The sequence below is a fragment of the Paraburkholderia strydomiana genome (genome assembly GCF_031456815.1).
GTDB lineage: Bacteria > Pseudomonadota > Gammaproteobacteria > Burkholderiales > Burkholderiaceae > Paraburkholderia > Paraburkholderia caledonica.
On the sequence record NZ_JAVDVL010000008.1, the window covers coordinates 70,985 to 84,964 of the forward strand.

A 13,980-nucleotide genomic window follows, 5' to 3' on the forward strand; every position below is an offset into this window, starting at 1 on the left:
GCTAATACGCCGAGCGCGCCATGTCGTTCGCAGGGTGGCTCGCACGCTCCGTCCGCGCGAGTTCGATCCGGCACTTGCCGGCTCGTTTCGCGCGATACAGCATGGCGTCCGCGCCGGCCAGCGCGTCGCTCAGACTCTCCGCCTGTGCACATTCGTTGATGCCGGCGCTGAACGCATACGTCAGCTTGCCTTTTGCAGCCGGCTGCGGGCAACTCACCGCGGCGAGCATGCTGCCGACCAGGCGAGCCGCTTCCGCCATCGACGTCTGCGGGAAAAGTATCGCGAACTCCTCGCCGCCCAGGCGACCGAACACGTCACCGGCACGCATGTGCCGATGCACTTCAGCGCCAAAATCGGCGAGAACGCGGTCGCCTGTGGCATGACCGTGCCGATCGTTAATGGTTTTGAAATCGTCGATGTCGATAATCGCGACGCACAATTCGGTGCGCGCCGCGCGCGCCGCCTGCGAAAGCGTTGTGCCGCGAATCATGAATGCGCGACGCACCAGGGCGCCGGTCAACTCGTCGAAAGTGGCCAGCTTCTCCACGTGTTGCATCAGCCGGTCGTTGGCCACCATCACGAGGCCGATCGACAGAAGCGGCAGCGAAAGAATGCTGATGCCCAGAAAGGCGAAATCGGGAGCGACGTGCGTCGGCCAGCTTATCGCGGGATCGGCGAAGAAAGCGTTCAGAACGCCGCGCGCGAAGTACACGATTCCGCCGACGAGCGCCGCGCAAAGTACGAGCCAGTGGCCGTATTGCGGCCGCTCACGCACACGCGAACTCCAGAGCGTCCATCCTACGGCGATGCGCGCATACGCAAGCGCGAACGACATGACCGCGGCTCTCGCGCTGACGTTCGGCGACTCCCACGTCCAGTACATGACGGCACCCACGCACACGCCTAACGCGAGATGCTCGCCTGTCAGGCACGGCGGCTTGCCGACGAACGCGCGGCAACCTTGCAGCATGAGCAGCGCGCCACCGAGCACGAGCATGCACGATGCAAGCATGACGGCCGCCGAAGGGCGGGCATGCACGAGAAACAGCACGCCGGATGCGACGGCGAACAGGCAGTGCGCGGCAAGCCAGCGGCGTAATCCGGCGACCTTATATCGCGCAAGGTAGCCCAGCACGGCCGCGCTCGAAAGGCATGAGACGAACACGGTGGCGAGCAGCGCAACGGAACTGGACATGGTCTTTTGGCATTATTGTTGGCCGCACATGCGGAGTGCGGCCGTTCATTTTTCTCTAACGTCCGTTGGCACAGCCCCCGCACGGACAGATTTCGTTCCAATGCCGCTCTGCCGTCACGCGGCGCATCGGCAATAGTATGCGCAAGCCTCGCTATCGGTCCTTTCTTCGTCGAAACGCCCACCAGGCCGTCAGTCCCGTGAAGCAGGCCACGAGCACCACCATCACCCAGAAGCCGTGGTGATTCTCGGCAAACGGAATGCCGCCCACGTTCATACCGAAGAACCCCGCGACGATGTTGATCGGCATGGCGAGAACCGTGACCAAGGTGAGCGTGAACAGGGTACGGTTGTTCTGTTCTTCCAGTCGCGAAATGATCTCTTCCTGCAACAGTCTCACGCGTTCGATCAGACCTGCCATGTCGGAGAGCACGACTGAAAACTCCTCTGTCGACTCGCGCAAATCCTGCACGTCTTCAGCGTGAAGCCAGCGAGGCGGTCTTGCGAGCAGACGAAAAATCGCGCCCGGCTCCGGCGCGAGCATCCGCTGCAAACGGGTCAGCATGCGTCGCATCGCGCCGAGATCCAGCCGGTTTTGCGTGGGCCGCTGGGAGAGGAAGCGGTCTTCAATACGATCGATATCCGCGCTCGTGCGGCGGACGATCTGCACCAATAGATCGGCCTGGTCGCGCATCAGATGGACGAGCAATTCCACCGGCGAGCGGAAAACTTCCCCTTCTTTCACCGACGCGCGCAGCCGGTCCACGGAACGCAGCGGCTTCAGACGCGCCGTCACGATGATTCGCTGGTGCGCGTAAATCCATAACGTGGCGATCTCCGACGGAATGAACTCGAGGTTGAACATGACGTCGTTGACCACCGCGCGCAGCGCGCCGTCTGCCTGCTCGATACGCGTCGAATGCGAACCCTCCCGCAACGCGTCGAAAAACGTCTCGGGCAAATCGAGCTGCGCGCGCATCCAGCGTTCACTCGCGCTGTGCGCGAGGTTGAAATGCAGCCATATGAATTCGTCGGAATGCGACGCAGCATCCGCGCTTCGCTGCGCATGTAGCCATTCGAGCGCGTCATCGGCGGAAATGGGCCGGCCGGGTTGCGTCGGCGAAAAGACAAAGCCGCACACGATGCCGGACGAGTCCGAGCCGTAAGTTTGCAGCAGAAGTTCAGATTTCATAAGTCGTCCATTGCCTGCTTCCGCTTCAGGTTTCTAACAACCCGCAATTTACCAGCAGAACATGAAGCCGCGATGGCCGCCATGAGCATGTCACGCGGGCGTCATATTGCCTCGGAACTAGTGCGAGCCGTCGCGATTTCTGATTGAGCAATTGCTTCATAGTGAATATCAATGATGCGCAAACCTTTGCGCGTGAATTGCGCAGAGTAGTCGCCCTATTGCCATCGCACTGCTGGCCGTTATTGCGTTTAGCACCGACGCCAACTGATTGAGATCGCGTGCTGCTGCCCCTCGCGTTAAAGGGAATCGAAAGGCATTACTTAGTTTTCGGCCAGAAAAGTGTCGACTGGAGTCCAGGAATCATGAATTTTCGTAACCTCTCGGAGAAGGCAAAGCTGGCAGCCGCGTTCGGTTCACTTGCTGTCGTCGTGTTGATCGTCTCGGCCATTTCGCTGAAAGCGCTGAACAATGCGAACGAGCGCTTCACCGGCTATATGAGCGGCGTCAATGCACGCGCGCAGATGGCCGAGTCGGTGCGAAGCGCCGTCGACGACCGTGCGATGGCAGTGCGCAACCTCGTGCTGGTGTCTTCATCCGCCGACCTCGAAGTTGAAAAGGCCGCCGTGCTCGATGCCGAGAAACGAGTGGAGAGCAACCTCGAGAAATTCAATGCAATGGTGGCGAGCGCACCGGACATGACCGACAAGGCCCGTGCTCTGGCTGGCGAAATATCGCGAATTGAACAGCTTTATCGGCCGGTTGCACTGGAGATCGACAGGCTCGCCGTGGACGGACAACGCGACGCCGCAATCGCCGAGATCGCGGTCAAGTGCAGGCCGTTGCTCGCCGCGTTGATCAAGGCTTCGAATGCATACGCCGACGCCACGCATGAACACGCGATGCAGTTGGCGCAGGAATCGGCGGAGCAATTCGTACATCAGCGCAACCTGCTGATCGTCTTCTGCTTCGGCGCGATTGCGCTCGCTGTCGGAGCCGGGGTCATCATCACGCGCGGCTTGCTGCGTGCGCTTGGCGCCGAGCCCGTCGCGCTCGCGGAAGTCACGCGGCGTGTCGCAGAAGGCGACTTGCGCTCGGTTCCCGGAGCCAGCACTGCACCGGCGGGCAGCGTACTTGCATCGATGGGCGAGATGCAGTCGAGCCTCGTTCGTCTGATCGGCAATGTTCGCAATGCGGCCGACAGCATCGCAACGGGCTCGAGTCAGATCGCGTCGGGCAACGTGGATCTGTCTTCGCGCACGGAGCAGCAGGCGTCGTCTCTTCAGGAGACCGCATCGAGCATGGAAGAGTTGACCGCCACCGTCAAACAGAACGCCGAGAATGCGCAGCAGGCGAGCACCTTGTCCGCCAATGCATCCGAAGTCGCGTTGAAGGGCAATGGCGTCGTCGGGCAAATGGTGGGGACGATGGGCGAGATCAGCGCCAACTCCACGCGTATTGCCGAGATCACCGGCATGATCGAAGGCATTGCGTTCCAGACGAATATCCTGGCGCTCAATGCCGCCGTCGAAGCGGCGCGTGCGGGCGAACAGGGGCGAGGCTTCGCGGTGGTGGCAAGCGAGGTGCGCAACCTCGCGCAGCGCTCGTCGAGCGCGGCAAAAGAGATCAAAGACCTGATCAGCACGTCCGTGCAGAAGATTCAGGACGGCTCGTCGCTCGCCGACAAGGCGGGCATGACAATGGCGGAAGTCACGCAGGCCGTCGCACGCGTGACCGACATCATGGGCGAAATCGCGGCGGCGTCGGCGGAACAAAGTCGCGGCATCGAACAGGTCAATCAGGCAATCACGCAGATGGACGAGGTCACGCAGCAGAATGCCGCGCTCGTGGAAGAAGCGGCGGCCGCGTCGAAATCGCTCGAAGATCAGGGCCGGCAGTTGAATCAGTCGGTGTCGTTCTTCCGTCTTGAAGGCGCCGCGTTGTCGGCAACGCAAGCGTCCTCCGCTGCGCCTCGTGCGCGCAGCGCCTCTGCGAGCAACAGCGCGATCTCGAATAAGCGCACTGCGTCGGCCACCTTGCGCCCCGCCATGGCTGCTACGGCTAGCAGTGGAGTTGGGGCTGCGGCTGCAACGCGAACGGACGGCTGGGATACTTTCTAAATCTGTTCCCGCGTTGAGCACTTGTGGAGGCGAACGGTAGCAGTCATCCTGCCGTTCGCTTTGTCAGAGGGTCGCGCATTCGCCGTTTCGTTGCCTGGCGGCAAACGGGTTTACCGCGTCGCAGCCGTCACCAGTTGCAGCGGCGTTTCTATGGTCCGCGACAACTCGCGCTGCTTTCTCTGCTCGGTCACGGCTTTCAACGCGACGTCCATGCCGAACACGGCCTGCCGGTCTGCGAATTGATTGACAGTGGCTAGCACGTGGCCGTCGGCGATCAACGGTTTGATCGCTTCAATCGCGTTGTAGCCGGTGATATAAACACCGCCGGTTCGGCCCGCGTCGCGAACAGCGTCCGCCGCGCCCATTGCCATGTTGTCGTTCGCGCAGAGCAAGCCGCGAATCTGCGGATGCTGGCCGAGCATTTTCGACGCGACGTCACGGCCCTTGCCATACTCCCAATCCGCCGCCTGGGTCGCGACCACTTGCATGCCCGCCGTGCTCATGACGTCCCTGTAGCCGGCCGTGCGTTCCTGTGCGTTGCGGTCCGCGGCGATGCCCTCGATGATCCCCACCTGGTCGCCGGCCTGCAGCCGCTCGGCGAGATAGTTCGCCACCAGCGTCGCACCCTTGCGATTGTCCGGTCCGACGAACGGCACGGAGATCTTCGCGGCGTCCTGCGATGCGTCGTCGAGCGGATTGTCGATGCTCACCACGATAATGCCCGCCTTGATTGCGCGCGCCACCACGGCCGTCAGTGGTTTCGAGCCAGACGGCGCAATCACGATCGCGTTCATCTTTGCCTTGATCAGATCGTCGACGATACGGATCTGTCCAGCCGTGTCGGCTTCGGTTGCGGTACCGCGAACCGTTAACGCGAATTGCGATGCGTAATGCTGCTGATAGTTTTTTGCCGCGTTAGCCATCGCGACCGTGAACGGATCATTGATCGATTTCAGCACGAGCGCGATTTTCGGCATGCCGCCTTCCACCGTTGCCGCGCCGGTCGCCCGTGTGAGACCGGCCGCAGCCAGAGCACCGGCGATCAGCACGCGGCGGCGCATTTCCTGCGTCATGGTTTCTCTCCTTGCTGGCAGCGCCCGACAACAGCATCGACGCCAACGGATGGATGCGGGTTGACCTGCCCGCAAGCGGCTTGCAAGTTCAGCATTACCGAGCCTTCAACGCGCGGAGATCCGATGCGATCTGCTCGAATAGCGGTCGGCTTTGAACGTCTTCACTCAGGCAACTGTCTCTCAACACAGCGAGTTCATCGCGCAGATGACCGTGGTCGCTACGATCGCTCGCTTCCAAACGCTCGATCAATTCATCGAGCAGACAACCAAACGCTCGCACTTCGAGACGTTCAAGCGCAACGCTGCGTTCGGGGTTGTCAGTCGAATAGAAAGATGCGGCGCCGAAGTCTCCTAACAATACACGTGCCCGACCGTCGTGCAGAATGTTGTGCGCGTACAGGTCGCCGTGCATCACGCCCCGCCGGTGCAAATGGCACGCGGCAGATGCAATGCCGTGCGCCATATCCACGACATCGGCGGCTTTGAAGCTTGCGTCCGCCGCGTAAATGTCCCGCGTGCACGACTCGAAGCTCGGCGGCCCCGCCAGGTTGCGAAATTGCGGCTCGATCAGTTCCATCACGAGGCCGTGCGCGTTTGCCGGATGATCTTTTACTTTCCCCGCGACCGCAATCAGGTTCGCGTGATCGCCGGCCCGGATGCAGGCCGCCATTTCGCAGTCGGGCAAACCGTCGCTCGTGACTGCGCCTTTGAACAGCTTGACCGCGACGGGCCGCGATGTGCCATCCCGCTCACGTAGTTCCGCGCGGTAGATCACACCCGAGGCGCCCTCGCCCAGTTGCTCCTGCAGGCGCAGATCGTCCCAGTCGATTTCGGCAATGGGCGTATCCGTCAACGCCGCCGCTTCCAATGCGTCGCCGAACGGATTGCCCGCATAGGCGAGCCATGCGAGCCGTGGCATGCGAAACAGCCACGCCGGCAATTCGTCGAGCCGATTCGCCGCAAGCCGCAACAACTCCAGCCGCGAACACGCGGCCAGTTCTTCCGGAAGAAAACGCAGACGATTGCCCGCCAGCATCAACTTCTGCAAATGTGCGCAGTCACCGATCTGCGGTGGCAACTCGTCGATCTGGTTGTCGGTAAGAATCAGCCAACGCAGCCGCGGCGGCAGCGCATTACCGGCAACCGTAGCAATGCGATTTGCCTTGAAGCCAACCATGCTCAATTGCCGGCACTGCCCGAGTACTTCCGGCAGCTCGGTGAACGGATTGTTCGACGCGAACAGAATGCGCATCTTATGGAGCCGCGCGAAATCGTCCGGCAACGCTGACAGCGCATTGCCCGAGAGATCGAGAATTTCGAGCGTGTCGGCGAGTTCGAAAACCTCGCGGGGGAACTCAGTGAGCCCGCACGCGAGTTTCAGTTGGCGTGCGCCCGAGAGTTGTCCCGCTCGCAGTTGTTCCAGTGTTGTTGTCACAGTCGTAAGAAGATCCGGTGGCCCGCGCCCGTCGTGCACGAAGGGTCAATTCTACTGAGTCATATCGTGACGTGCTGTTGCGCAGCGTGAAGCCACGCTGCCGCTTCCCGATAACTGACCATCTCGCGCGCGAATCCTTCATACTTGACGACGAATCAGACAGCAAGATCCGACGTGTCTTCAGCAGGCGGGAAGACCACACTAGGGTCATTGCGACACCACTCGCGTGCCGCGCTGTCTCACTTCAATTCGCAGGAGCAGATAAGTGACTTACGCCTACAAGTTGATGGATTCTCCCGTCGGCAAATTGAAGCTCGTTGCCAACGGCGAGCATCTAGCCGCCATTCTGTGGGAATTCGACAAGCCAAACCGCGTGCGTCTGGCAGAGTCGATGCAAGCCGACGATCGGCCCATTCTGCTCGAAGCCGAGCGTCAGTTGAATGAGTACTTCGCCGGCAAGAGGCAGGCGTTCGATCTGGCGCTCCAGTTTCAAGGGACGGAGTTTCAGAAGAAGGTGTGGGCCGCGCTGCTGACCATCCCTTTCGGCCAGACCCGCACTTACGCACAAATCGCTGCGCAGATCGGCAATATCAACGCGGTGCGGGCAGTCGGCGCGGCAAACGGCAGAAACCCGATTTCTATCGTGGCGCCATGCCACCGGGTGATCGGCGCGTCAGGCGAGCTAACCGGTTTCGCGGGCGGCCTCGCGAACAAGATGCTGCTGCTGTCGCTAGAAGCGGGGCAAACGTCGCTCGAAGCCGCCGCCGACAGGCAGGCGCAAGCACCCGCAGACGCAACCAACGTCGGCGCGAAACGCGCGCGCCCAGCGCCTCTCCGCGGCACGCAAAGTACGCTGTTTGGCAATTGACGGCGTTCGCATAGTCGCCGGGCCTAAGGCCAGGCGCACTCAGAAGTTCGCAAAGAATGTCCGTGCGGCAATCATGCATGAGCCTGCAACTAGCCCTCCGTGATAGGAACGCAATACCGCGGCGGCGCCCCCGTCTGTCGCGCCGCCGGCGATGGCCTGCCGTGCAATCGATGCCTTCGCATTTGCAAAGCCCTGCTTGACGCTTGCGAACGGATCGTCGGGTCCGGTGGCGGACGAGTCCACATCCAGCACGGATGTCAGCCCCGCAGGCACATTGGCGCCGCGCCAATAAGCCTGCTCGATACGGGCGTTGAAGAAGAACACCATCGGGTCTGAGCCGCCTCCGCACAGCAGGACCGGCGCCTTCGGAACCCAGTTGCGCAGATCGTTGCGCTTGAACGCCTGCCGCAGCGGATGCAGCGGCGTGTCCGCTGGCGCGAGGCTTGCGCTTGCATCGGGGAAAGCGCCGTCGGGATTGGCGGCCGCGTCTTCCAGAAGCGCGCGGCGGTAGGCGTTACGCACGAGGTTGGCGTCGCCGAAACCTGCGGCAAATAGCGGTGTCAATGCGGGCGGCGTGAGCGACGGCGCTGCGGGCGGTGTCATCGACGCGAACCGCGCAGCCGGCGGCGTACTGCTGAAAAGGTGCGTTGACGGCAATTTCCGTTGCGAGAAAAGCGTGTCGAGAGGTTGTGCGCTAGGGAGCACGTGCTCGATATCGGGCGCGTAGGCGGCTTCGAAAAATTCCGTCGGCTTGCGGTACAGGTTCTTATACGCGTGTTGATAGCCCGTCACGACCATCGTCGTGAAAAGCGTCGAGCCGAGACTGACCTCGCCTGCAATGATGGCGTCGGCGGTAGCGGCAAGCGCGTATGGGCCCGAGCCCGGAGCGGATGCGGTCACCTTCACTCCTGCTGCTTGCAGCGCGCGATGCGTCGCCAACGCAACGAACCCGCCTTGCGAGTAGCCCGTAATGAAGAGCTTGCCGTTCTCCCGCGTGGGGGCGGACGAGCCATCGCCGTTCAACATGGCCCGCGCCGCGTGCAGCGCGTCGATCATATCGGCGGACTGCTGGTCGGCGTTCAGATAAGGATGGTACGGAAGATCGGACCCGGCATAGCCCGCATAGTTGCTGGCCGCCACGATGTAGCCGTGAGCCGCATACATCGCGGCCACGCTGAGGCCTTCGCCGGCCCCTTCGTTGTCCGCGTCGGTCCGCGCAATATCGGCGAGATTGTATTTGCTGTCGGTGGTGGTGCCGTGCGCATACAACATGAGCGGACGCGGCCCACCGCACGCCGCGGATTCGCCTTGCGGGGTCATCAATGCCCCGCTTGCAGTGGTCGGTTCACCCGCGCCGCCAATAGTCCGATAGCGGAAATACACGACCTCGACGCCGCAAGCTGGCGCACCCGCCATTCGCATGAGGTGCTGCCCCGAGGGGCTCGACGTAAGCAGATCGGACAATTCCGCAGCGCTGAGCCGCAACGTGACCCGATGATCCAGAAGCTGGCCGCGCGCGCCGCATGCCGGATCGCACGATGAGTCGGCTTGCGCCGATGTGCCGATAGTCAACGCAAGACACGATAGCAATGCAATGGCTGCGGTGCGGGTCGCTTGTGGCATGCGGGTCTCCGAACGAAACCGCTAGCATAGCGCCACTGTGGGAGCCCGCATTCAAACTGCCACGGCTAACCGGTGCGAGTGTTTCGGTACCGGTCGCTCCGCACCGCCCTCGCGCGAATGGTCTTGCACCTGGAAAGTTCGAATTGACGCTTCCAGCAATCTCGCCTGCTCGGTCAACGTCTGCGCCACCGCCGCGGCCTCTTCGACGAGTGCGGCGTTCTGTTGCGTGACGCTGTCCATCTGCGTGACGGCGTCGCCGACCTGATCGATGCCCGCGCTCTGCTCGGCGGCAGCCGCGGCAATGTCGCGCATGACGCCCGACAACTTCGCAATCGCGTCGCTCGCCGCCTGAATCGTCGTACCGGTTTTGTCGACGAGTTCAACGCCAGCCTCGACGCGACCCACGGCGCGGCTGATCAACGTGCGGATTTCCTTCGCCGCAGAAGCGCTGCGCTGAGCGAGCGTGCGCACTTCGCCGGCCACCACGGCGAAGCCGCGCCCTTCGTCTCCCGCGCGAGCCGCCTCGACCGCCGCGTTCAGCGCAAGAATGTTGGTCTGAAACGCAATGCCTTCGATCACCGCAATGATCTCCACCATCTTGTGCGATTCTGTCGATATCTCCTGCATGGTCGACACGGCCTCAGCCGCCATTTGTCCGCCCTGCGTGACGATCTGCTCGGCGCTTGCCGTCAACTGACTTGCCGTCTGCGCGCTCTCCGATGTTTGCCGGACCATCGCAGTCATCTGCTCCATGCTGGCCGCCGTCTCTTCGAGCGACGCGGCCTGGCTCTCGGTACGCGCGGACAGATCGGTGTTGCCTTCCGCGATTTCCCGCGCGCCGGTCGCCACCTTCTCGGCCGCGCCGCCGATCTGCACAATGGTCTTTGCGAGGCCGTCGCGCATCTGCCGCATGGTATGCAGCAGACTCGATTCATCGCCTTCACGAATCTCGACCGGGATAACGAGGTTGCCTTTGGTGATCTCACCGGCGACCTGCGCGACATACGCCGGGTCGCCGCCAATCGTGCGTTGAATGCTGCGATTGGTGAACGCGACGAGCGCGGACAGTAACAGCGCCACCGCGCCTACCACGCTGCCGAGCACATAAAGCGACTCTTTGAACGCGGCGTCGATATCGTCGACGTAAGCGCCCGTCGCGATGATCCAGTCCCACGGCGCATAACGCACGACGTAGCCGATCTTGCCGACTGCGTCGGACGGTGGACTGCCCGGATGCGGGAACACATAGTCAACGAAGCCGCCCTTCGGCGCCTGCGCCGTCGCGGCAAACGTCACGTAATGGTGACGGCCGTCGGCGTCCGCGGTGCCCGCGAGATCCTTGCCGTCCAATGCCGGTTTCATCGCATGCATGACCATGCGCGGCGTGGAGTCGAGCACGAGGAAGTAGCCGTCTTCGCCGTAGCGCACGCCACGCAGCCGCTCGAGTGCCTGCTTGCGCGCATCGGCCTCGCTTAGCGCGCCGCTCTGCGCAAGCGCCGCATATTCCTTCACGATGCTAAGTCCAACGTGCGCGACATTCACAAGGTCGTGCTTGCGCTCGTCAACGCGCGTCTCACGCGACAACCACGCCGCCGACACCGACACGGCGAGAAGCGCCAGCAGGCTGACGACAAGCGGCACCCAGAGCTTCTGCCTGAAATTCAATCGATCCATGCTCGCTCCTGTCTCGTCCGGTCGAAGGAGGCCGAGGGACCGCTGCGCGCGCATTTAATCGTTCAGGCGGCGCGGCAGCATCGCACGACCACTCGGCTTATTTATCGGCAGCGATAGGGGCGGCATGTGTAGAGACAAACCCTCTCCGGGCTGGATTGCGTCTGGAATGCGCGGATTGCTCGCGGTCTTGAATCAGCGCGACTGGCGTTTGCGCATGAAGCGCCCCCTTAAGTTCCATCAAGCGCTGTCGTTTACAAGGCATGCGGCGCCCGTGAACTTATTCGCGTCGCATATTGAATATCAACCGTTCGCTTGTCCGGCTGTTTCGATATCGGACACAACACATAAAATGTTCTCCCTCTACTCGAAATGAATAAACTTTTAGCCACTTTCGCTATTGCCGGCACATTGCTGATCACCGGTTGCGCAACTGTTGCGCCCATGTCGCCGACCACGTCGACCAGTTCGGTCGATACGACGCAAAACTCCTACGCGTTGATGACGGTAACGCTGCGCAACGCGTATCACACGAGCTATCAGCCGAGTCCCATCGTCGTGCACATGGAGCGCGGCGCAGCGGACAACCGTGGCGACCGTCTGAATTTCAAATTCGACGATCAGGCGACCACTACGAGCAGCACGGGCAATCATTACTTTGTCCGACTTCCGCTTGCTCCCGGAAAATACGTGATGCGCGGTATTACCGGACAAAGCGGCATATTCCCGTTCCATGGCATGTTCTTTACGCCGCTTCACGAAACGGTGGAGATCAAGCCGAATTCCATCGTCTATCTCGGGCATATCGACGCGACAGTGGTGGAACGTAAAGACGGCGAATTGCGCGCGGGACCTGTTATTCCGCTGATCGACCAGGCGGCGACCGGTTTCAGCGGAGGTACCTGGAACATTAGCGTTAGCGATCAGTTCGATGCCGACGTGCCGGAATTCAAAAAGGATTTCCCGGCGCTGACTAACGCTTCGATTGAGCGCGAGGTTCTGCCCGCGTGGGACAAGCAGAAAGCGACCGAATGGTGGGCCAATCACTAACGAGTGGCGTCCGCCGTACGTCGTGCGGGCAGCATCGATTTCGTTGCGCCCGCACACTGTTCTTCCAGGAGGAATAGTTTCAGCTAAGGGCAAACCCGTATAATGACCTAGTGGTCAGACAACTTTAGTACATCGGTTGTCCAGACCTCGCCCAATTAGCGCTTCACCTTAATCGCCCTTTCAGCCCAGATCCGTGACTTCCACTGCCGCTGCTCCCGCGCTGCCCTTCCGGAACGCCCTCTTCGCGATGCTCGGCATCGGTCTCGTCAACATGCTCGTGGCACTCGACCAGACGGTTGTCAGTACCGCGCTGCCGTCGATCGTCGCGGAACTGCACGGCTTCGAGTACTACGCATGGATCGCGAGTGCGTATCTGCTGGCGTCGGTCGTCACCGTGCCCGTGTTCGGACGCCTTGGCGACTACTTCGGTCGCAAGCGCTTCGTGATTGCCGCGGTGATCACGTTCACGGTCGCATCGGTCCTATGCGGCGTCGCGAACAACATGCTGTTTCTCGTCATCGCGCGCGGGCTGCAAGGCGTGGGGGGCGGCATGATGGTCGGCACTGCGTTCGCGTCGATACCGGACCTGTTCCCCGACCCGCGTGCACGGGTGCGCTGGCAAGTCGTGATGGCCGCGGCGTACGGCATTGGCACGGCAGCGGGTCCCTCGCTCGGAGGTTGGATGAGCGAGCACCTCGGCTGGCGCTCGACGTTTCTGATCAATCTGCCGGTCGGTGCCGCGGCGCTCTACTTCATCTGGGTGCATTTGCCGAGTTTTCAGCGGCCGCATGACGGCGAGGTCAAAATCGACTGGCTTGGTGCCGGGCTCGTGGCCGCCGTGCTCGGCGGTCTGCAGGCTTTCATCGAAGCAGTGCCGAAAGACGGCTTGACGGCCGCCAACATCACGCTTGCCGTGTGCGTGATCGTCGGCGCCATTGCCTTGTTCGTGTGCGAGAAGCGCGCCACACATCCGATCATTCCGCTCGATCTGTTCAAAGACTCGCAGCTCGTCACGCTGTTCACGCTCGGCATGCTGTCCGGCTTCGTGATGTTCTCGCTGATTTTCTTCGCGCCGCTGCTGCTGCAAGGCGGCTTCGGCCTGTCTCCGCAACAGGCCGGTCTGCTCGCCACGCCCATCGCCGCATGCATCGCACTCGGCAGCCTGCTGAATACGCGCATCGTGATTCACATGAAGAAGCCGACGCGCATCCTCTCGATCGGCTTTGCGTTGCTGCTGTTCGCGTCGATCGGTCTTGCATTTGCGAATCCGGACACACCGCACCTGTGGATCGAATTACCGATGGCCGCGGTCGGTATCGGTCTCGGCTTCATTCTCAACAATCTGAATGTGTTCGGACAGGAAATTGCGGGGCGCGAGCGCTTCGGCATCACGACCGCGCTGCTGCAATCGACACGAATGGTGGGCGGCATGCTGGGCACGAGCATCGTGGCGACGGTCGTGCAGCATCATTATCGCGACGTCGTTACGAGAACGATGGGCGTGCTCGGCGAGCCGACGGCAACGCAATGGCGTCCGCGCTTCGTCGATCTGCGCATTCTGATCGACGAAGCATCGCGCCTGAAGCTGATCGCGGACATGAAGCCATCGGGGCTCAACACACTCGCATTGATCGACACCGCGCGCGATGCGCTGGTGCAGTCCATTCACATCGGTGTGTGGCTGACCGCGGTGGCGGCGCTCGCCGCTGCTTTGCTCGTGCAGCGGATTTCGCACGTGGTGTTCCGCCGCGGCTAGGCA

Annotated in this window: 10 protein-coding genes; 4 read left to right on the forward strand and 6 right to left on the reverse strand. The window is 61.9% G+C overall.

Annotation, left to right across the window (positions count from 1 at the left end):
* Position 1: 1 nt before the first annotated feature.
* Positions 2-1,195, reverse strand: coding sequence for a GGDEF domain-containing protein (locus tag J2W46_RS21440; protein ID WP_310355937.1), 1,194 nt, complete (start codon positions 1,193-1,195; stop codon positions 2-4).
* A gap of 151 nt (positions 1,196-1,346) precedes the next feature.
* Entirely contained in the window at positions 1,347-2,384 is a 1,038-nt protein-coding gene (locus J2W46_RS21445; protein ID WP_310355939.1) for a transporter, read from the reverse strand.
* A 362-nt stretch (positions 2,385-2,746) separates the two neighbouring features.
* Between J2W46_RS21445 and J2W46_RS21450 the strand changes: the two genes are divergently transcribed.
* Positions 2,747-4,501, forward strand: a complete 1,755-nt coding sequence (locus J2W46_RS21450; protein ID WP_310355941.1) for a methyl-accepting chemotaxis protein — start codon at positions 2,747-2,749, stop codon at positions 4,499-4,501.
* A gap of 110 nt (positions 4,502-4,611) precedes the next feature.
* Here the strand turns inward: J2W46_RS21450 and J2W46_RS21455 are convergent, their stop codons facing one another.
* Both J2W46_RS21455 and J2W46_RS21460 read right to left on the reverse strand, forming a co-directional pair.
* On the reverse strand, positions 4,612-5,574 hold the full coding sequence (locus J2W46_RS21455) for a substrate-binding domain-containing protein (RefSeq protein WP_310355944.1): 963 nt from the start codon (positions 5,572-5,574) through the stop codon (positions 4,612-4,614).
* Between the two features lie 94 nt (positions 5,575-5,668).
* Positions 5,669-7,009, reverse strand: coding sequence for a leucine-rich repeat-containing protein kinase family protein (locus J2W46_RS21460; RefSeq protein WP_310355945.1), 1,341 nt, complete (start codon positions 7,007-7,009; stop codon positions 5,669-5,671).
* Between the two features lie 265 nt (positions 7,010-7,274).
* Between J2W46_RS21460 and J2W46_RS21465 the strand changes: the two genes are divergently transcribed.
* Positions 7,275-7,877, forward strand: a complete 603-nt coding sequence (locus tag J2W46_RS21465) for a methylated-DNA--[protein]-cysteine S-methyltransferase (RefSeq protein ID WP_088175596.1) — start codon at positions 7,275-7,277, stop codon at positions 7,875-7,877.
* Between the two features lie 39 nt (positions 7,878-7,916).
* On the opposite strand, the gene J2W46_RS21470 is transcribed toward J2W46_RS21465, so the two are convergent.
* Positions 7,917-9,500: an alpha/beta hydrolase family protein gene (locus J2W46_RS21470; protein ID WP_310355947.1), complete on the reverse strand. Its 1,584-nt coding sequence runs from the start codon at positions 9,498-9,500 to the stop codon at positions 7,917-7,919.
* A gap of 51 nt (positions 9,501-9,551) precedes the next feature.
* On the reverse strand, positions 9,552-11,174 hold the full coding sequence (locus tag J2W46_RS21475; RefSeq protein ID WP_310355948.1) for a methyl-accepting chemotaxis protein: 1,623 nt from the start codon (positions 11,172-11,174) through the stop codon (positions 9,552-9,554).
* 369 nt (positions 11,175-11,543) lie between these two features.
* Between J2W46_RS21475 and J2W46_RS21480 the strand changes: the two genes are divergently transcribed.
* Together J2W46_RS21480 and J2W46_RS21485 are read left to right on the forward strand one after the other, a co-directional pair.
* Positions 11,544-12,221, forward strand: coding sequence for a hypothetical protein (locus J2W46_RS21480; protein WP_310355949.1), 678 nt, complete (start codon positions 11,544-11,546; stop codon positions 12,219-12,221).
* A gap of 247 nt (positions 12,222-12,468) precedes the next feature.
* Positions 12,469-13,977 carry an MFS transporter gene (locus J2W46_RS21485; protein ID WP_310356355.1) on the forward strand — a complete coding sequence of 503 codons (1,509 nt, stop codon included), beginning with the start codon at positions 12,469-12,471 and terminating at the stop codon, positions 13,975-13,977.
* Positions 13,978-13,980 lie beyond the last annotated feature (3 nt).